20 protein-coding genes are annotated in these 18550 nt (G+C 50.4%); 14 read left to right on the forward strand and 6 right to left on the reverse strand.

The features are described 5' to 3' along the window. Positions 1-32: 32 nt before the first annotated feature. Positions 33-530, forward strand: coding sequence for a DUF2062 domain-containing protein (locus tag ACQ6WK_RS16025; protein WP_432798399.1), 498 nt, complete (start codon positions 33-35; stop codon positions 528-530). 80 nt (positions 531-610) lie between these two features. Here ACQ6WK_RS16025 and ACQ6WK_RS16030 read toward each other — a convergent pair whose 3' ends face one another. Next, positions 611-2200 (reverse strand): sigma-54 interaction domain-containing protein, encoded by a 1590-nt coding sequence (locus tag ACQ6WK_RS16030; RefSeq protein ID WP_432798400.1) that lies wholly within the window; start codon positions 2198-2200, stop codon positions 611-613. Between the two features lie 281 nt (positions 2201-2481). On the opposite strand from ACQ6WK_RS16030, the gene ACQ6WK_RS16035 reads away from it, so the two are divergent. From ACQ6WK_RS16035 to ACQ6WK_RS16075, 9 genes are all read left to right on the forward strand, one after another. After that, positions 2482-3882, forward strand: a complete 1401-nt coding sequence (locus tag ACQ6WK_RS16035) for a phage portal protein (protein ID WP_432798401.1) — start codon at positions 2482-2484, stop codon at positions 3880-3882. Positions 3883-3924: 42 nt separating this feature from the next. Beyond that, complete coding sequence (locus ACQ6WK_RS16040; RefSeq protein ID WP_432798402.1) at positions 3925-4527, forward strand: hypothetical protein; 603 nt, start codon at positions 3925-3927, stop codon at positions 4525-4527. 44 nt (positions 4528-4571) lie between these two features. Next, complete coding sequence (locus tag ACQ6WK_RS16045; protein ID WP_432798403.1) at positions 4572-5705, forward strand: SU10 major capsid protein; 1134 nt, start codon at positions 4572-4574, stop codon at positions 5703-5705. 85 nt (positions 5706-5790) lie between these two features. Continuing rightward, the gene (locus ACQ6WK_RS16050; protein WP_432798404.1) at positions 5791-6429 is read left to right on the forward strand and encodes a hypothetical protein; all 639 of its coding nucleotides are present in this window, start codon (positions 5791-5793) and stop codon (positions 6427-6429) included. 17 nt (positions 6430-6446) lie between these two features. Beyond that, complete coding sequence (locus ACQ6WK_RS16055) at positions 6447-6719, forward strand: hypothetical protein (RefSeq protein WP_432798405.1); 273 nt, start codon at positions 6447-6449, stop codon at positions 6717-6719. A 13-nt stretch (positions 6720-6732) separates the two neighbouring features. Then, the gene (locus ACQ6WK_RS16060) at positions 6733-7218 is read left to right on the forward strand and encodes a hypothetical protein (RefSeq protein ID WP_432798406.1); all 486 of its coding nucleotides are present in this window, start codon (positions 6733-6735) and stop codon (positions 7216-7218) included. Then, positions 7215-7472 (forward strand): hypothetical protein, encoded by a 258-nt coding sequence (locus tag ACQ6WK_RS16065; protein ID WP_432798407.1) that lies wholly within the window; start codon positions 7215-7217, stop codon positions 7470-7472. The genes ACQ6WK_RS16060 and ACQ6WK_RS16065 overlap by 4 nt, the downstream gene beginning before the upstream one ends. 15 nt (positions 7473-7487) lie before the next feature. After that, a complete protein-coding gene (locus ACQ6WK_RS16070; RefSeq protein WP_432798408.1) occupies positions 7488-7754 on the forward strand; it encodes a hypothetical protein in 267 nt (88 codons plus the stop codon). Between the two features lie 78 nt (positions 7755-7832). Then, positions 7833-8303 (forward strand): hypothetical protein, encoded by a 471-nt coding sequence (locus ACQ6WK_RS16075; RefSeq protein ID WP_432798409.1) that lies wholly within the window; start codon positions 7833-7835, stop codon positions 8301-8303. Positions 8304-8319: 16 nt separating this feature from the next. Here the strand turns inward: ACQ6WK_RS16075 and glmM are convergent, their stop codons facing one another. Both glmM and ACQ6WK_RS16085 read right to left on the reverse strand, forming a co-directional pair. After that, entirely contained in the window at positions 8320-9693 is a 1374-nt protein-coding gene (gene glmM, locus ACQ6WK_RS16080) for a phosphoglucosamine mutase (protein ID WP_432798410.1), read from the reverse strand. A 38-nt stretch (positions 9694-9731) separates the two neighbouring features. Further along, positions 9732-10421, reverse strand: coding sequence for an HAD family hydrolase (locus tag ACQ6WK_RS16085; protein WP_432798411.1), 690 nt, complete (start codon positions 10419-10421; stop codon positions 9732-9734). A gap of 122 nt (positions 10422-10543) precedes the next feature. Here ACQ6WK_RS16085 and ACQ6WK_RS16090 point away from each other — a divergent pair, with 122 nt between their 5' ends. Continuing rightward, complete coding sequence (locus tag ACQ6WK_RS16090) at positions 10544-11815, forward strand: molybdopterin molybdotransferase MoeA (protein ID WP_432798412.1); 1272 nt, start codon at positions 10544-10546, stop codon at positions 11813-11815. A 491-nt stretch (positions 11816-12306) separates the two neighbouring features. Then, positions 12307-12885, forward strand: a complete 579-nt coding sequence (locus tag ACQ6WK_RS16095) for a response regulator (RefSeq protein WP_432798413.1) — start codon at positions 12307-12309, stop codon at positions 12883-12885. Positions 12886-13048: 163 nt separating this feature from the next. On the opposite strand, the gene miaE is transcribed toward ACQ6WK_RS16095, so the two are convergent. Then, positions 13049-13723: a tRNA isopentenyl-2-thiomethyl-A-37 hydroxylase MiaE gene (gene miaE / locus ACQ6WK_RS16100; RefSeq protein WP_432798414.1), complete on the reverse strand. Its 675-nt coding sequence runs from the start codon at positions 13721-13723 to the stop codon at positions 13049-13051. Between the two features lie 103 nt (positions 13724-13826). Then, positions 13827-14474, reverse strand: coding sequence for a DUF3592 domain-containing protein (locus tag ACQ6WK_RS16105; protein WP_432798415.1), 648 nt, complete (start codon positions 14472-14474; stop codon positions 13827-13829). Between the two features lie 177 nt (positions 14475-14651). Here ACQ6WK_RS16105 and ACQ6WK_RS16110 point away from each other — a divergent pair, with 177 nt between their 5' ends. After that, on the forward strand, positions 14652-15593 hold the full coding sequence (locus ACQ6WK_RS16110) for a menaquinone biosynthesis family protein (protein WP_432798416.1): 942 nt from the start codon (positions 14652-14654) through the stop codon (positions 15591-15593). Positions 15594-15730: 137 nt separating this feature from the next. After that, positions 15731-17551: a Mur ligase family protein gene (locus ACQ6WK_RS16115; protein WP_432798417.1), complete on the forward strand. Its 1821-nt coding sequence runs from the start codon at positions 15731-15733 to the stop codon at positions 17549-17551. On the opposite strand, the gene ACQ6WK_RS16120 is transcribed toward ACQ6WK_RS16115, so the two are convergent. Then, positions 17548-18513 (reverse strand): hypothetical protein, encoded by a 966-nt coding sequence (locus tag ACQ6WK_RS16120; protein ID WP_432798418.1) that lies wholly within the window; start codon positions 18511-18513, stop codon positions 17548-17550. The genes ACQ6WK_RS16115 and ACQ6WK_RS16120 overlap by 4 nt on opposite strands. Between the last annotated feature and the right edge of the window lie 37 nt (positions 18514-18550).

Here is an 18550-nt window from a genome sequence, read left to right on the forward strand (position 1 = left end):
GTAAAGCTGCGATTAAATCTTGGGGCTGGCGAATGAGTGAAAGGCAATGCCGATTGTGGCTAACACCTCGGTATTGGTTTCGCAGGTTGGTGAAGTTGCGCGCGACGCCACATGATGTGGCGATGGGTTCATCCATTGGTGTGTTTGTAGCATTTACGCCAACGATTGGATTGCAGATGGTAATCGCGGGTGTGTTGGCGACTTTGATGCGGACATCACGACCTGCAGCGATCATACCGGTGTGGATCAGTAACCCGGTAACGATGGGGCCAATTTTTGCGATAACGTATTGGGTTGGAAAATTGGTGTGGCCATGGCGGATGTTGAATGGACAGGGTGAGATGACGGAAGCGTCGGAACTCATGGCAGGCGGACTGCTCATGCATGGCGTGGATGCGATGATCATGATGACGGTTGGCGGAATCTTAACGGGAATGATTTGTGGGGCGGGAACATACCCACTCGTGAAATGGATGACGCAACGATACCAAGAGCGTGGGTGTGGGCGCGTGGTTCAGGTTCGCGCTTGACTCAAAAGAAAGTGTGATTGAAGTTATGTGACCCCACCCGTGGAACGGGTGGGCTTGTTATTTGATGTGCTTCAAATATGTCAGGTGGCGATGTCGAGGTCTTTAACTTTTTTGTTGAGTGTGTTGCGGTTAATACCGAGGAAGTCGGCGGTGCGGGTTTTGGTGCCGTCGTTGTAGGAAAGCGCTTCGCGGATGAGTTGTCGTTCGACTTCGTGAACGACAAGGTCGTAGACTTCACCTTCGTAAACGTGGAATTGTTTGATGCCAAGCTCGGCGAGTTTGGCGGCAAGTGCTTCGATAGATTCGGGAGTGTTGTCGCCACGGAGTTGCTGAGCGAACATGCGGATCTGAAGCGGCAATAGTTCGAGTGTGAATTCTTCTGTTGTTGATAAAACGACGGCGCGTTCGATGGCGTTTTCGAGTTCGCGGACATTGCCGGGCCAAGGGTAACGGAGCATAGTGTTCAGGACATCACGGGAAAGGCGGGAAAGCTCGCGGCGGTTTTCCTTGTTGTACATATCGAGGAAGTGGTCGATGAGACGGGGGATGTCGTCACGTCTTGAACGGAGCGGAGGGAGGTTGATGGTGACAACATTGAGCCTGTAATAAAGGTCTTCACGGAAGTTGCCCTTGCGGACTTCTTCTTCGAGGTCGAGGTTGGTGGCGGCAATAACGCGGACATCGACTTTCACGGTATGGTGATCGCCGACACGTTCAAACTCGCGCTCTTGAAGCACGCGGAGGAGTTTGACTTGTAATTGTGAATCCAGGGTGCCGACTTCATCGAGGAAGATCGTGCCACCATCGGCGGCTTCGAAGCGGCCGATCTTGTCGCGGACCGCGCCGGTGAAGGCGCCTTTGATGTGGCCGAAGAGCTCGGATTCGAGGAGTTGGGGTGAAAGTGCGCCGCAGTTGATGCGGATCATGGGTTTGTCGCGGCGGGGGGAGTTGTAGTGGATGGCTTTGGCGATGAGTTCTTTGCCACAACCAGTTTCGCCAAGCAGAAGGATGGTGGCACGTGAGGAGGCAACTTGGGCGATGGTTGAGAAAACATCGAGCATGGCGGGGGAGGAGCCGATGATGTTGTCGAATCGGTATTTTGATCGGAGGTTGTTTTTGAGCTGTTCTGTTTCTGTAGCCCAACTGTCTTTTTCAAGTTGGATGAGGTGATGGATACGAGTGGTTTGTGAGAAGAGGCCGGCGATAATGCGGAGAATGCGGTCGATGGAGGCGAGGTGATCTTCTGATTGGAAGGGGAGGTCGATGGAGATCGTGCCGACACGGTCATTGGCATCGACAATGGGATGGCAGATGAATGAGATGGGGGTGTTGTCATCGGTGGGCCGGGAGCCGGTGCGGTTGAGGAAGTCGGGATGCTTGCTGATATCGGGGATAAGGGCGGGCTGGCCGGTAGCGAGGACCTGACCGGTGACACCTTCGCCGATGGCATAGCGGCCGCGCGACTGCTCTTCGGAGGTTAACCCGACGGCAGCAAAGGTTTCGAGTTGATCGGTAGAACGGTCGAGTAGGACAAGCGCAGCGCGCTGAATGCCGAGCTTTTCAGAGAGGAGGGTCATAGCCCGCTGAAAGACTTGGTGGAGCTCAAGATTATCGCCAAGGATTTGGGTGATACTCTCAAGAGTGTCTAATTCTTGTTCAATTCGTTTCATGCACTGACTATTAAATCATCAATCCTGCCGGCGAGCAAGTGCATTTTACGCAAACCTTGCGACATTAAGCCGCTATCCAGCGCGCACAACGCAAACATTACCCTAACTCTTTAGATTTCTTTTGATCACTATATCGCCTTGAGCTACCACCATTTAGACGAATGCACCAACAAGGTGTGCGCATTTCGTACAGAAAATGGGAGAGAGTGACGGCTCAAAGTAGACCGGGAGAACTTGAGCAGACAGTACAAGCATGGCGAGACGAGGAGGACACAAATCTGATGGTTAAGCAGACAGAACATGTCGGGGCGGTGCGGGAGATAAGCAGCACACAGCTGGAGCAGAAGATTGCGAAGCATGAACGGACCAGACAGAGACGGTTGTCACGGTACTGGTCGTACTTCCGGAATGCAGAAGGAGACGAGCAGGCACAGAAAAGCGGGCTGCCACGACGACTACAACGACTGAATGAAGATGGCATGGAAAAGGAGATCGTGATTGAGAACGACATTGCGTGGCGTGTTCATGCCATGGTTGATTTCATGCTATCACGTCCGGTGGCAATTCAGAGTTTGGCTGGCGAGAGTGAACGTGAAGATGCAATTGAAAAGTTCTTAAGACATGTGCTTGATCAGAACGGTGGATTAAGCTTCTTACAAGACATGGCGCTCTTGGGCGGGATTTATGGTTTTGCGGATGTCATGCTTCGGGTTGATGAGCGAAACAATATTGTGCTGGAGCTGGTGGAGCCGCAGCATGTGGTACCGATCCTGCATGATACAGATTACCGGCGGCTCGAAGGATATGTTGTTCACTGGCGGCAACGCGGGGCGGCAGCGGAGAAAGGCACGCTAAAACGATTCGGGCGGAAACTGTTTGGGCAAGATCAAGATGATGGCAGTGTGGCGCATACACATGTATGGACAGATAATTTGGTACGAGAGTACCGACAGGTCGGGCAGGGCGGGCCACGGGTTTTAGTACGTGAAGAAACGAATCGCCTCGGCTGTATTCCTGTCATTCATATGCAGAACATGTCGCAGCCGTTTTACTATGAAGGATTGAGCGAAGTTGAGCCACTAATCCCATTGCAGGATGAATTAAATACGCGGCTGTCTGATCGAGCTAATCGAGTGACATTCCAGTCGTTCAAAATGTACCTTGGTCGTGGGATTGATGATTTTATTGAGCGACCTGTGGGGCCGGGACAAATGTGGTCGACCAACAATCCGGACGCATCGATTGAAGAGTTTGGTGGTGATGGGAACACGCCATCAGAAGAAGCACATATCACAGAAGTACGTGAAGCGATGGATAAGACGAGTGGCGTGAGCCCGCTGGTGACAGGGGTGATACGCGATCGGATTGGAAACCTGACGAGCGAGAATGCGCTACGGATTGTGATGATGGGTTTGATTGCTAAGACGGAGAAGAAGCGGGTGACGTATGGGGGAGGTCTAGTTTCCTTATGTGAGCTCATTCTACACGCTGCGGATGTGTATGGCATTTTTGCAAACAAACCGAGCGAACGAAGAGTTCGAATGGATTGGGCCGAACCGATGCCGGTGGGCGAGACACAACAATTAAAGAATGCAAAGCTGAAGCGAGACCTTGGTGTACCCGAGAAGCAAATTCTCGCGGAGCTTGGCTACGGCACGACTGAGTTGAAGAGTGAAGATTAAACCTCGGGTTCAGTGAACCCAGCAACAACGGGAGCAATATTGATGGACAGTCATGATCGCGATGAATCAAGCAATAATGTTAGTAATATAACTTCTGATATTTCTACTGCTAATTCATTGCAAGAAAACAATGCAAAACAAACGACTCAGCAAGAGTCGGGAGCGGCCACGGGTACAGAGAAGGAAGAACGGTTGGTTCCAGTGACTGAAGCAATTCGCTATCGCAAACGCGCCCAGGTGGCCGAGCGTACGGTAATCGAAATGCGAAACGATCTGGAGAAGCTCGAACAAGATTTATCTGAGTCACAGGATCTGGTGGATTATTTAGAGCGGCGTCAGAAGATCGATTCGCTCTTATCTGAATCGGATGCCATTGATATGCAAGCAGCAAGATTGTTGACGGAAATGGCAATTGAGCAGATGGAAGACCCGGATGTTCGGTTGGCGGTTGATGATTTGCGTGAGAGTAAGCCGTACCTGTTTCGTAAGCGTGGCCCGGGACATGCGTTGGCCATGCCGGTGAGAGATCAGCTTGATCAAGGAGATGAGTTGTATGGCGCTGCCGAGGCGGCGGCGTCCAGCGGAGCACGCACGGATTTGCTTCGCTATTTGAAGTTACGTCGTAATCAACAGGTACTGCCCTGAAGATACGGTGGTGAAATGAAGACTAAAAATTAGGAGAAATAGACATGGCTTTTACAGGTAAAGCAACATATGACGCCGGCACATCATTGCCGGAAATTGCAGAAGATATTTCAGATGTGGTGAGTATTGTTAGCCCTTACGAAACCCCTTTACTAAACCACTTGGGTGATGCACCCTACAGCGCGAAAAGCACCGTACATGAATGGTTAGAAGACACGCTACAGCCAAATACATCCTTGCTCGCTGTCGCGTTAAGTGCTGTGGAAACGGAGATCGAATCTCAGCATGCTGGTACATTCCGTGTTGGAGATCTGGTGCGTATTGAAGGCTCAAGCGAAGTCATGCTTGTCACCAGCGCCAATAGTGCAGAAGAAACGGCCATCGCTATTCGTGGCTACGGCGGTACGACAGCAACAACGCATACTAGCGGAACAAAAGTTTACATCATTGGCAATGCGACCCTTGAGGGCGGTGAAGCGGGTGATGTGCGTTATACCAACCGTACACGTAAACAAAACTATACACAGATCTTGTCTGCAAAAGTTAACGTGTCAGGCTCAGTGCTTGCAACGAAGACTATTGGTATTGCGGATGAGTTGGATTACCAGAAGCAAGAACGCTTGCGTGAGCTGATGCGTGACCTTGAGAATTCTGTGATTAACGGCGTGGCTCCAGCTTCGAATCAGCAGGGAAATAGTACCACAAGACGTTCCATGAACGGCTTAACATCATTGATTCAAACCAACGTTTCTGCTGCTGGCGGTGCTGCACTGACAGAAGATTTGCTGAACAGCACACTTCGAGGTATCTGGGAAGAATCGTCAAGTCATATCGATACGATTCTGGTGAACGGGTTCCAGAAACGTCAGATCAATCAGTTCATCACGTCATCTCGCGGATTTGACGCAAGTGACCGAAAGTTTAGTGATCTGGTCAGTGTGTATGAATCCGATTTTGGTGTATGTCGGGTGATCATGTCGCGGTGGGTTCCACAAGACTCAGTACTTCTGCTTGACTCTTCTCGTATCTCGGTATTGCCACTTACAGGCCGCAGCTTCCATTACAAGACGCTCGCGTCTACGGGAGATTCTGAGAACGGCATGGTGGTTGGCGAATACACCGCTGAGGTTCGCAATGAGCAGGCACACGGCATCATTGATGGTTTGAGTACAAGCTAACACTCCCGTGTTTGCATGAACGGTGCGGCGGCATAACCGCTGCTGCACCTATTTAATGATCTATATGTTTGCAAAGGGGCGAAAGATGAACTTTTCGACAGATCGAGATTTATTGGTATATGAGCCAAGCCTATTTAAAGACGTAGCATTCGTCGGGCAACAGGTTGTAAGCGTAACGGATGGCGTGCTAAGCGGTACGAGTTTACAGAGCATCACAGCGGACTTTGTGGAAGCGGATATTGAGACGGGTCATGTGGCCATGATCAATAATGTTCCATTTGAGGTCGTAAACCGGGTAAGCGCAAATGAACTTGAGGTTTCACTTTTAAGAACGCAACTGAGTGATAGTGCTATACCTGGCCAAGATGGAAGCGGCTTAGCCGTAACTGTCCACACGTTTGGGCCACAGATTTCAGTGGTCCACGAGGGATTGATGACATTGTTGGGTGCGGACCGGGATGAGCCGGGTAAAGTACTGAGCGATGATGCGGTTGTGTCGGTAACAGTCATGGCAAGACTAGAAACACTGGGAACACTAGAACGGATTTACTCCGGGGTAATGGTGTTTGGTGAAGCGAGTGAAGATGTATTGCTTCGAGCAAACCGGTATAGGCGGATGTTTGAAGAAGCTCGGGCGCGGGCCATTGTAATGGTGGATATCGATGGCGATGGTTATGCGGACGAGCGACGGTCATTGGGTTTAATTCGATTCATGCGGACATAGGAAGGTAAGGCGAAGTGATGGCAGCGGATACCATGAAGTATATGGTGCAATTTGGCGTAGCAGGTTTGATGGGCGTGCTTTGGGTGTGGGAAAGAATGATGTCGCGTAAATATGAGCGGCAGCTAAGCCAGGCACATCAACGGCTAGTACGACAGCAGGAAGAATTAGCGGTTCTGATCAAGCTTATTCGGCGAAACACACAGGCGATTGAACGGTTTGATCAGACACAGATGCAACTCAAGGAACTGTTGGAAGTGATGAGCCAATCGATGCATCAAGATGCAGCATAAACAGGAGATAACGATGAGGCACTCATTATATGTTTTATTACTACTTATAATATTATTGACTGGATGCACATCGCCTCCCAGTGTCGTACCAGTGTTAGAGATGGTAGGACAGGTCCTCGCGGATGAAGCTGCACAGATGAAAATGCGGCGATTGGATGAAGAACAACGACATATGCAGATGAAAGCATCCTTACGGGATGCCTATGAGAGGGATCTAACTTCACAAGAATCTCTGAGTAGCGAATGGGTGCTAGAAGCAACAAGCGTTTATACAACTGCACGAGAAATGATGATTGAGAATTATCATAGTCAGCTCGAAGCAATCGACCGCAAGCAGCAAAACTTGATGGCAGCGTGGGAAGCACAACAAAAAGCGACGGAATTATTACGACAGCAAGATGATCTGCTTCGCGGCACAGTTGGTCTTGATCTATGGCGACTAGAACAAGGTGTGATTTGGAATAGGAGTAACCTGGGGAATGACGGAGCAAAAAAATGAAAAGGCAACAACTAAAAGAATTAGTCAGTGAACGACTTAACCTCAGCTGGGATACATGGGCAGCGCGACACCCGCATCTGGCGCAGGCAATTGATCAAATACGACTAATCGAACAGTCTGTGAAATTGATTGAAGAAGACGAGCATTATCAATCACTTATCGCTGAGCTTGAGATCGATAAACGTACATTGAATCAGATGGCGGATGTTATCAAACGAATTGACCAGGTTGTGACAGCTACATTGGCTTTTTAAGTGAGAGGCAAAGATATGGCGAAGAAAAAATCTGAGATTGGGAAACGATTTACTAGTCGAAAGTTTGTGGTAAGTTTTTTGACGCAAGTGACAGCGATGATTGTATTGTTGTTTCCGAGTCATGAGGAAGTCATTGGACAAACGTCACAATCAGTAATTGCCTTGGCGGTTCTACTGCTAAGCTCACTAGGATATGTTGCGGTTGAGGGTTCAATAGATCGTGACGTGCAGAAAGGGAAGAAAGTCATTGAGGATGAGGAGCCAGTGGTGAAGTCGTATTAAAAGGATGATTGATCCGGGACAGATTTATACGTATCTTCATGGTACATGGAAAAGTGTAAATCAATGATGTTTCGGTGGATGTTAGCTGTAATCATGATCGGGTTGTTGCAAGCATGCTCGTTTAAAGCGAACGACCAGCAAGCAAACCGCCCACTGATTATTGGTGAAGGCTGGCAGCCAGTGCCAACAGCGATGCGAATTTATCCTTCGACGCGCTTTGCAGTACGCGATGGCGAGCAGGTACTGGATGCGCGGGTCGAATTGTTCGACCAGATGGGCGACTCGGTGAAAGGAACAGGACAGTTCTCGTTTGAGTTGCTTGAAGATATTGGTCCGATGGGTACGGGAACACAACTTTATGTTTGGGACATCGAAGTGTTTACACTTGAAGCACAACAAAAATATTACGATCCGATTTCACGAGGATATCTCTTCCGCCTACGAATGGACGATGCGGAAATTGCTAAGCAAGGCGGGGTATTACAAGTTGTGTTCACACCGCTAAAAGGTGATCGCCTAGATGCGATGCAGACGATCAAGCCTCGCTGATTTTTAACAGATGAAATTACGACAAGCCAAGCGCCTGGCGAACCTGATTAATGAGATCGCGGGCTTCTGCTTCTGTAGCTGCCTCTGCAATGATGCGCATGATGGGCTCAGTGTTACTAGTGCGGACATGAACCCATTTGTTATCCCAGTCGACGCGGACACCGTCTTGGGTATCAATTTTTTGGTCACTGAAAACAGATTCCATCGTCGGACGAATTTTGTCACCCATACCGGGTTCAAGGTTGACTTTATCTTTGATAATTGAATAACTAGGAATCTCAGCAACGATCGTATCAAGCTTGCATTTGCGTTTGGCGAGCATTTCGCAAAGGATGGCCATGCCGACAAGTGAATCGCGAACATGAATGACCGGCGAAAAGATGATACCGCCATTTCCCTCGCCACCAACGACGGAGTTATTCTCTTGCATCGCGGCTGCCACATTGGCTTCGCCAACGGCGGTACGAACCACAGTTGCCCCAACAGCTTCGGCGATGTCATCAATCATGCGGCTAGTGGAAAGGTTTGCAGCAGCAGTGTCACCTTTACCGAGAAGGTGCTTAGCACAAAGTGCAAGCGTATATTCTTCGCCGATGTACTCGCCGTTGTTATCAACAAGGGCAAGCCGATCGGCATCCGGGTCTTGGGCGAAGCCAATATCGGCGCTATGTGCTTTGACTGCATCCGCAAGTTCGATCAGATTTTCTTTGAGGGGTTCGGGCGTGTGTGGAAACTGGCCAGTTGGTTCAGCGAAAAGATGGGTGACCTTCACACCAAGAGCATCGAGAAGAAGCTTCGCCTCAACCCCACCCGCACCGTGAACGGAATCAACTACTGCATGAAGATTCGCTGACTTAATCAAATCAACATCCACATGCGGCAAAACCATGTCAACATGAACCTGAGCAGCAGAATCATTGGAACTGGTCGGTTGTATTTCTTCAACACCGACATAGTCGAGATCATCGTTTTGAAAACGCTGAATGATGAGATTGGCTTGGTCTGGTGGTGGAGCAACACCATCGTGACGTAGTGCTTTGAACCCATTCCAGATGATGGGGTTGTGTGAGGCGGTGATAACGACGCCGCCATTTGCGGAAAGATGGCGACCCATAATGGCGACACCGGGCGTAGAAGCGATACCAATGCGCGTGACTTTGCAACCAACACTAGTAAGACCGGACACAGCAGCGTTTTCGAACATCTCACCAGAAGGGCGTGAATCACGGCCAACCACTACATGCGGCACAACATCTTGATCAAGCGATTGCTTGAGCCAACTGCCGAATGAGGCGGCATAACGCGCAACCACGGTCGGCGTGAGCGATTGCCCTACATAACCACGCATCCCACTGACACTGAGCATTAATGGCGCATCTGCAACAGTCATTTTTTTACTCCCAATCACATGCGGTTAGCATGCGCAATTTAATCTATAAACCAATCATTAAGCTTTTCAGGCGACACTCCATCAAATTGCTCGATCACGCGGTGCGCTTCGTGCAAAACTTCGGCAGGGTTGCTTGTTGTGATGGCGAGTACTTGCAAACCTGCCGCACGTGCGGATTTAATTCCAGCTGTTGTGTCTTCAATCGCTACGCAATCTTCAGGCTTAAGATCAAGCTCCTCGTATTTTTGCGCCAAAAGATCGACAGCTTTTGTATAGGTTTCAGGGTGCGGCTTCGATGCTGCCACATCATCAGCTGTCACAATGATATCAAACTGATCCGCAAGACCGATACTGCCAAGCATAAGATCAATGTCCATTCGTGTCGCACCGCTGGCTACAGCAAAGGGAATACCTGCCTGTTTGATCTGAGTGATAAGCTCGACCACGCCATCAATCGGGCGAGCAGCCCCAGCATTAACCAACGCCTCAAATGCATCTTGTTTTTGCTGACAAAGCTCCACAATACGATCGCGCTTCGTGCCTTCAAAGCCGACCATATCAAGCATCACCCGAAACGCATCCCGATCATCAAAACCAATGAATTCTTGCAGGTACTTCTCGTAGTCAAACTCAAACCCTATGCCTTTACTGACCATGAGGAAGGCCTGGAAGTGTACGGGCTCAGAATCGAAAATTACGCCATCAAAATCAAAAACAATTGCTTTCATGCAGGCAAGTGTAGAAGGCAGACGCCCGAACGGCAAAACCATGTGTACTTTGAACGTGAAAATCCCGCTTTTGACAAACAAATGGGATCACCTTTACGCAAGATTAACGATATGATGCGTGCATGGAATCTCGAAGAACTCAGGACAAATTGCCAAGTTATGAAGCTGCATTGGGAACGTTGATTAAAGCGGCACCACACATGCCTGATGCTGAAATCGGTCTGGATCACGCCATCGGGCACGTGCTATCGAAAGCGGTCTTAGCAGACCGGGACCAGCCGCCCTTCAACCGAGCCGCCATGGACGGATTCGCGCTCATTGCGGCACACTACCAGGTGAATCAATGGTTGCCGATTGTGGGAGAAATTTTTGCCGGCCAATTGCCAGATCCAAATGTCGATCTTGCAACTGGTGTCTCGCGCATTGCGACCGGGGCAGCGGTACCCGAGCCCTATGACACGGTGATTCAAGTTGAACTGTCTGAGGTTAGTGAGGATGGATCACATGTACGGTTCAGCAAAGACCCGGTTTCAGCAGGTGACCACATCCACAAACGTGCGTCTGATGCGACAGCTGGTACTGAATTACTTTCACCCGGTATAAAACTGTCGCCGCATCATCTCGCTATTGCCGCAACTGCCGGGGCAGTACAACTTTCCATCAAAGAACCGCCTCGCATCAGCCTCATGACCACCGGGGATGAAGTTTTGCCACCCGAAACAACTGCAAGCCAAATTCAAACACATCAGATTCGCAATTCAAACGCTGCCATGCTAAAGCAACTCGCTTCACTGGTTGGCGGTAATCTTGCTGAACATATCCATATTAAGGATGAAGAAAACGCACTGATTCAAACCGCGGAACGTCTTGCCACGCAGTCCGACATCATCCTCACCACCGGCGGCGTGAGCGCCGGCACGCGCGACCTACTCCCCAACATCTGGCAAGGTCTCGGCTACATCCCCATCGTCCATGGTGTCATGATCCAACCCGGCAAACCGATCTTCATTGCACAACCTGCTGACGGCGACGGACCGATGATCATTGGTTTACCCGGCAATCCTGTCAGCGTATTGGTAACGTTTCATCTGTTTGTTTGGCCACTCATCAATCACATGCAGAGCATCGAAGCACATCATCATGATCATGCGCTGCCGTGGCGTAGGGTTTGGAATGCTGAAGCGCTCAAACCTAACCCCAAGCGCGAACTGTTCCGCATGGCTCGATTCATTGGCGACACACATGATCAAATCGAGAGGATTTCATGGCAAGGTTCAGGCGATATCGCACATACCGCTGAGGCTGCGGGGCTTATTCGTCTGCCGATGCAAAATGATCTGATCCCGCCCGGCTCACCGATCGCGTTTCTCCCGTTACTTGGCAACGCGGTCTAACACTAACGAATTGAATAGATGAAATACTAGCCCTATGTAATCTGCAAATAACGCTTATTTCAAAGCTATTTCATGCGATTGTTGGTGTTGACTAGGGCCGATAAATCCTAGCAAACAATCGCACTGTTGCTCTGACGATTCTTAACCCGAATGATAGGGTGTGTGACAAGCAGCAAGTATCCTCCCACATGCTGCTTAAACAGGTGAATGCGTCCGGATCATATCTCTCTTCGGACCTACGCAATGAGGATTGTGTCTCACCTGACAGCTTAGTTTGCGGCTGACTCTGTTCAGCGTGCATTTTTTCGGACCTTGCTTGCTGGCAGTAACAGTCATGAGCGTGGCGACGATGAAGTGCGCTTTTTCCTTTCCTAACGGTTAATACACCCTTACAACCTGCCGATCTATTCTGTGTCAGACGTTGGTGACGGTTCTAGGAAGTACAACGGTCGCGTCTGATGGAGGACCTACCGGAGAAAGGTTGATTAGGTATGCCCAGACAAAAAGATATATTAACAACCGGCGAAGTCGCAAAGATCTGCAACGTGGCACCACGCACCGTTAGCAAATGGTTCGACTCAGGACAGCTTCAGGGATATCGTATTCCCGGCTCCAAAGATCGCCGCATCCCACTCGCTTCATTGATCAAATTCATGAAGGCGCACAACATCCCGCTGGACGGTTTACAGTCCGGCCAGACGCGCGTGCTCATCGTGGATGACGACAATGAAATCATCGAAGTACTTCAAAAAGTACTTGCAGAACAGGCAAATTATGAAGTGCACACCGCACACAGCGGCTTTGAAGCCGGCCTTGCTTGCGAGAAGAATCGCCCACACGTGATGCTTCTGAACATGCATCTGCAAGACCTCAAGGGTGAAGACATCCTTAAGCTCATCCGCAGCAACAATGATTTGCAGTTGACCAAGATCGTCGCCATGAGTGGCAAGCTCACCGATGGTCAGGCACAACACCTGCTCCAGAATGGCTTTGATGGCTATCTCAAGAAACCATTCCATGTTCGACAAGTCATCGAGTCCATCGAAGACGCCGTTGCATTGGTTTACTAATCAGCGGATAGACAACACGACTAATCAACCGGTAAGCTCCTGTTCACGGACGAGCAGACATGTGTGAGAGGGAATCGAGCACAGACGCCGGCATAAGCTTCCGAGCAGGACCACCACCTGCTCGGTTTTTTTATGTCTATCCTTCGCTTAGATCAAACAAGATTCACTTCCGAGGACAGGGGCCAGAGTGCATCCCATATCCTGCCGGCTGCTTCGCAAGGATCGCCGCCTCCTGATCCAAGAACCAATCCCAACGTGCATCGACTTCATCCGCCGAAACCGTCGGCACCTTGTAACACATCTTCAAAAACGTCCGGTAGTGCCCATGCTCACTCGCCCATAAACCTTTATATAGATTCGCAAGCTCCTTGTCCTCTTCACAATTCTCCGCCAGCACTGCAAACCGCTCACAACTTCGCAGCTCAATCAGCGCGCTCACCATCAGCCGATCAATGAGTCCCGTACAACTCGTATCCTTCCCAATCCGGATCAAATCCCGCAATCCTTTGGCATATGCATTGCGATGGCTCTTGGTGATCGCCCCGCCGCGCTTATGCAAAATGCGGCAAACAATTGCCAAATGCTCCACCTCATCCTTCGCCACCCCGCACATCATCTGCACCCACGCCTCGGGGGGCTCAGGCTCAGGCCAACGGTTCAGCATCTCTATCGCGTTCAGCCCCGCCTTCTTCTCCAGATGCGCATGATCATTGAGCAACGACAGCTTGTCTTCCAGCACACCCGCCGCCCACGCCGCCGGTGTCTCGCTCCGCAGCGGCAATTCCACATCATCTAATAGCCGAACCATACTCATCGCCATCTCCTCATTGCGAGTCATTCAACACGAATCATAGCATATCCTTTGGCGTATCAATTTCACACCGCAACCAAAACATCACTCACACAAATATTGATCCCCCATGAGCATACTTCGCATTTTTTTATCGCGACATTTTCAGTGAAGTCACCTTATCCAAAATCATACCTGCAGTAATCGGCGGCTGCTTACCAGTCAAACAAGTATACAAACTCGTGAATCCACCAAACAAAGTTATGAAGGCGAAAAACCCAAACAAAAAACAGAACACTATCGGATAGATTGTTTTGTTTTTTATGTCCAGAAAATCTACCTTCTTTTTGATCACAGATCGTTCTGGATTCTCAGGATCAAAATAAATCGTATGCTCCGAACCAACCTTGTAATATTCAACATATTTATCAAGTTCAAACCACGCCGTCGTTGAGCGATAGAACGTGTCTATCAATTTATATCGCTTACCTACATATGCGACGCCATCAACTTCATACTGATACCGAACATGAAAATCCCACTTCTGATCCATTTCGCCAGCCCCATTTGTAGACCGGTACCTCCGCTTAACACGTTCACTCTCAGTGATCGACGCTGTAGTAGGTTGATAATCTTCAACCGCATACCATTCCCGATAGGTTTCCAAAGCACTACGTCCTATGAACACTGCAATAAGAACACACACAATGGCAACGAGTGGTAATAGCCAAACCCACAACCATGGCTTCTTCTTTTCATCCTGAATAGCTTCAACCGGATTAATGAACTGCTGTGTCATCGTCAGTACCCTCGAAATTATCACGACAGGGAATAGAACATACGTGGATGCAATATAGCACAGGACCTATTCACAAAGATGCATATTCTTCTGTAAAAAAGCCAAATATGTCTTGGTTAAAATCGCATTGATTTAGTCGCAATCGACATTCCTTCTCGTCCTGTTACAATCACCCCCATGAGCGAGAACAACCCCGGAACAAACACAACCGAAGCACTTGACCGCAAAATACTCCACATCGGCCACTCCCCCGACCCCGATGACGCCTTCATGTGGTACCCCTTGGCCAACTTTGTTGGCCCCGACGGGCAGCAATATACCCCAAAAATCAATACCGCCCACTACGACTTCGTGCACATCCTCGAAGACATCCAATCTCTCAATGTCCGCTCCGAAAAAGGCGAACTCGAAATCACCGCCTTCTCCATCCATCAATACCCCTACGTCGCAGATAAATACATCATGACTTCCTGCGGCTCGTCCATGGGCGACGGCTATGGCCCCATGATCATCGCTAAAGATGAATTCAACATCGCCGACCTCAAAGGCAAAACACTCGCCATCCCCGGCGAGCGCACCACCGCTTGGCTTGCTTGCCAGCTCCTACTCGCAGAGCACGGCCTATCCAAAGACGACATCAAATGGGAATTCGTCATGTTCGATGAAATCATCCCCGCCGTCGCCGAAGGCAAATACGACGCCGGCCTCATCATCCACGAAGGACAAATCACCTACCAAAACCAATCTCTCAAACTCATCGTTGATCTCGGCAAGTGGTGGACCGACTCACGTGGCCTGCCTCTCCCGCTTGGCGCTAACGCCATCCGACGTGACCTCATCGAAGAAGCCCCGCAGATCACCCGCGTGCTGCTCGATTCGATCAACTACGCACTGGAAAACCGCGATCAATCCGTCGCTTTTGCACTGAACTATGCACGTGACATGGGCGCCGATCTCGCTGATGAATTTGTCGGCATGTACGTCAACGATTGGACCCTCGACTACGGCGACCGGGGCAGGGCAGCCGTGCGAGCCTTGCTCAAAGAAGGTTCAGACGCCGGCATCATCCCCGACTGCGGTGAAGTCGACTTCGCCGAGCCAGCCCCAGCCCTCACGTAAACCTCACCTCACAAATAACCATCTACAACCCGCTTTTTCAGCGGGTTTTTTCATATTGCACTCCAAGCCACATTCCGCACGATATATAGGTAGCCATTCGCCTTGACCAAACAAGCAAGACTACAATTGATGCCATTATGACCGCAATCAGCAAACAACTTTCCGACATCATCACCGACCTTAATCTCACCCTCGCTCAGGGTTCGCTCGATATCACCATCACCGACATCACAGATGACTCGCGCACAGTCACACCTAACTGTCTTTTCATCGCGCGCTCATGGCAACACCACGGCGACTCCATCATCGGCTCACCCACCGGCACTGCCCGCCAGTACATCAAGCAAGCCATCGATTGCGGCGCAACCGCCATCATCGACATCGCCGAAGCAGACATCCCCACCTATGACGCAACACTCGACTCGCCCGCCTACTCACAAGATCAAATCCCCGATCACATCACTATCCTCCGCACCAAGCCCGGCATCCACATCGACCAAGCTTTCGCCGGCCGCATAGCCGACAACTTCTACGACCACCCTTCATCCAAGCTCAAACTCCTCGGCATCACCGGTACCAATGGTAAAACCACCACCGCCTTTATCACACAACACCTTCTTCAGTCCTTCGATCTAAAAGTCGGCCTCATCGGCACCGTGCAAACCGATGACGGTAATATCATCACCGAGACCGATCTCACCACCCCCGGCGCCATTGATATCCGTAAATTTTTAAACAGGATGTTGTCAAACAACTGCACCGCAGCCGTGATGGAAGTTTCCTCACACGCGCTGCATCAACAACGCACCGAAGGCCTACACTTCGACGCCGCCATCTTCACTAATCTCACCGGCGACCACCTCGACTTCCACCCCGACATGAATGCTTACGCCGCTGCTAAAGCGCGCCTCTTCGAATCACTTGGTGAATCCGCATGGGCGATCCTCAACGCAGACGACCCCGCCGCGCGCCGCATGGCCCAAACGTGCTCCGCCCACATCATCTGGACCGGCTCAGATCCCGATTTCTCTGTGGCCGGCCACACCCATCAACTCGTCTCACACGCCAAAGTCACCGCCCTCTCAACCACTGGCGTCACCGCCCGCTACACCGGACCATGGGGTTCCTTCGCAACGCAACTCCCACTCATCGGTAAGTACAACGCGCTCAACGCGCTACAAGCCGTCGCTGCTGTAAACACACTACTTCTCCCGAAAAACCTCAAAACCAAAACCGCACGCAAAGCACTCCAACAAACCCCACAAGTACCCGGCCGGCTTGAACAAGTCATCATCAATCCGCCCGAGGCCGATATTGCCGCCATCGAAATGATGCAATCACAATTCACCCTCGATCCCATCACCGGACAACCCGACGAGCCACTCAACATTCCACCTGCCGCACACCTCCTGCCTACCGTTTTCGTCGATTACTCCCACACCGACGACTCACTCGAAAACGCGCTGCTTGCGCTACGCCCGCTCGCCGAAGCACGCATCATCACCGTCTTTGGCTGCGGCGGCGACCGTGACAAATCCAAACGCCCCCGCATGTTCGCCGTCGCCAATGAGTATTCAGACATAGTGATCGTAACCGCCGACAACCCACGCTCCGAGCCCATTGATCAAATCATCAATGATGTGATCACACCTACTCCCGGAAGTAAATCGCAAACAAATCTAGCATCAGACACCATTTTGATTGAACCCGACCGCGCGAAAGCCATCGAGCGCGCCGTCCTTCTCGCCGATGCCAATGACATCGTCCTGATCGCCGGCAAGGGACACGAAACCTATCAAATTCTCCGCCCCGAAGATGTCACGGATCTTGACCTAATCCACAACGCCACTCCCGCACCAAATGGCACTATCAAAATCCACTTCGACGATCGTGAACATGCAGCTGAAGCTCTCAAACACTGGGGTACCCGCTTCGATGACAACCATGAATCACACTAATCAATGTGATACTTAAACACATTACCCTTCACTGGCTCAACCCCTTCAATCTGACCAAAATCCCGCAAACTCCGTAGCATCGCCAGTGTTAATACACCCGTCCACTCTCGCTCTGCCTTCTCCCATTCATCTTTAAATGTGCTGCCCCATGACCAGCTCGGCCGCCATGCACCATCGTCTCCCTGATGATCAATCTCATAATCAAGATTTATCGCAAGTTCATCTACAAGCACATCTGCCAATGGAGCATGCGGACTCGGTGCAAGCCAAATTGCCTTCACCGCAAAGCCATCCCATATTGACGGATCACCATCTACAATCTTTGTTGCCATATCCTTCATTTGTTTAGAAACAAATACATTCTTCGCCGCCTCAAAGCCCGGCATCTGCAACAACATCAAATAACTTACAAGATCAAAGAATGGTAACACTTCATCCGCTCCCCCAAGCTCATCCACAAGATCATCAATAATTCCGTTGACAAAATCCACCGGCACTAACCCTTCATAATATTTCAAACAACGCGCCACGCCTGCCTTCGGATTCACCTTGTACCCACCGAACTCTTTCTCCAATCCATCCCAATTCCACCACGGTGCATGCGCTGCCATCATCACATCCTCTCCAACTAGCGGCCATACCCTACGCGTCTCATCAAACTGCTCCAATAAATACTCAACCCCACCCCGCACCAACTTCTCATCTTCATCCACACCTACATCCATCATCACCTGCAGTGCAAACTTTGTCGCCACCACACTCGATTCCGCCATCCGAATATCCGGCTCCAATCCCCTCCCAAACCCACCATCCTCATTTTGAAAACCCTCAAGCGCTCTCACCACCACTGCCGCTTCCCCTCCTTCAAAGTGATACGCGAACATCGCACGCTCCAACGGCCGCACCTCCCGCTTCATAAAACCCGCCGCTCGTTCATACCTGTCATGCGTCAATCGTTTCATCACATGCCTCCATGCATCAAACCACAACATAGCACAC

Origin of the sequence: Poriferisphaera sp. WC338, from assembly GCF_050931845.1 — a bacterium.
Taxonomy (GTDB): Bacteria; Planctomycetota; Phycisphaerae; order Phycisphaerales; family Phycisphaeraceae; genus Poriferisphaera.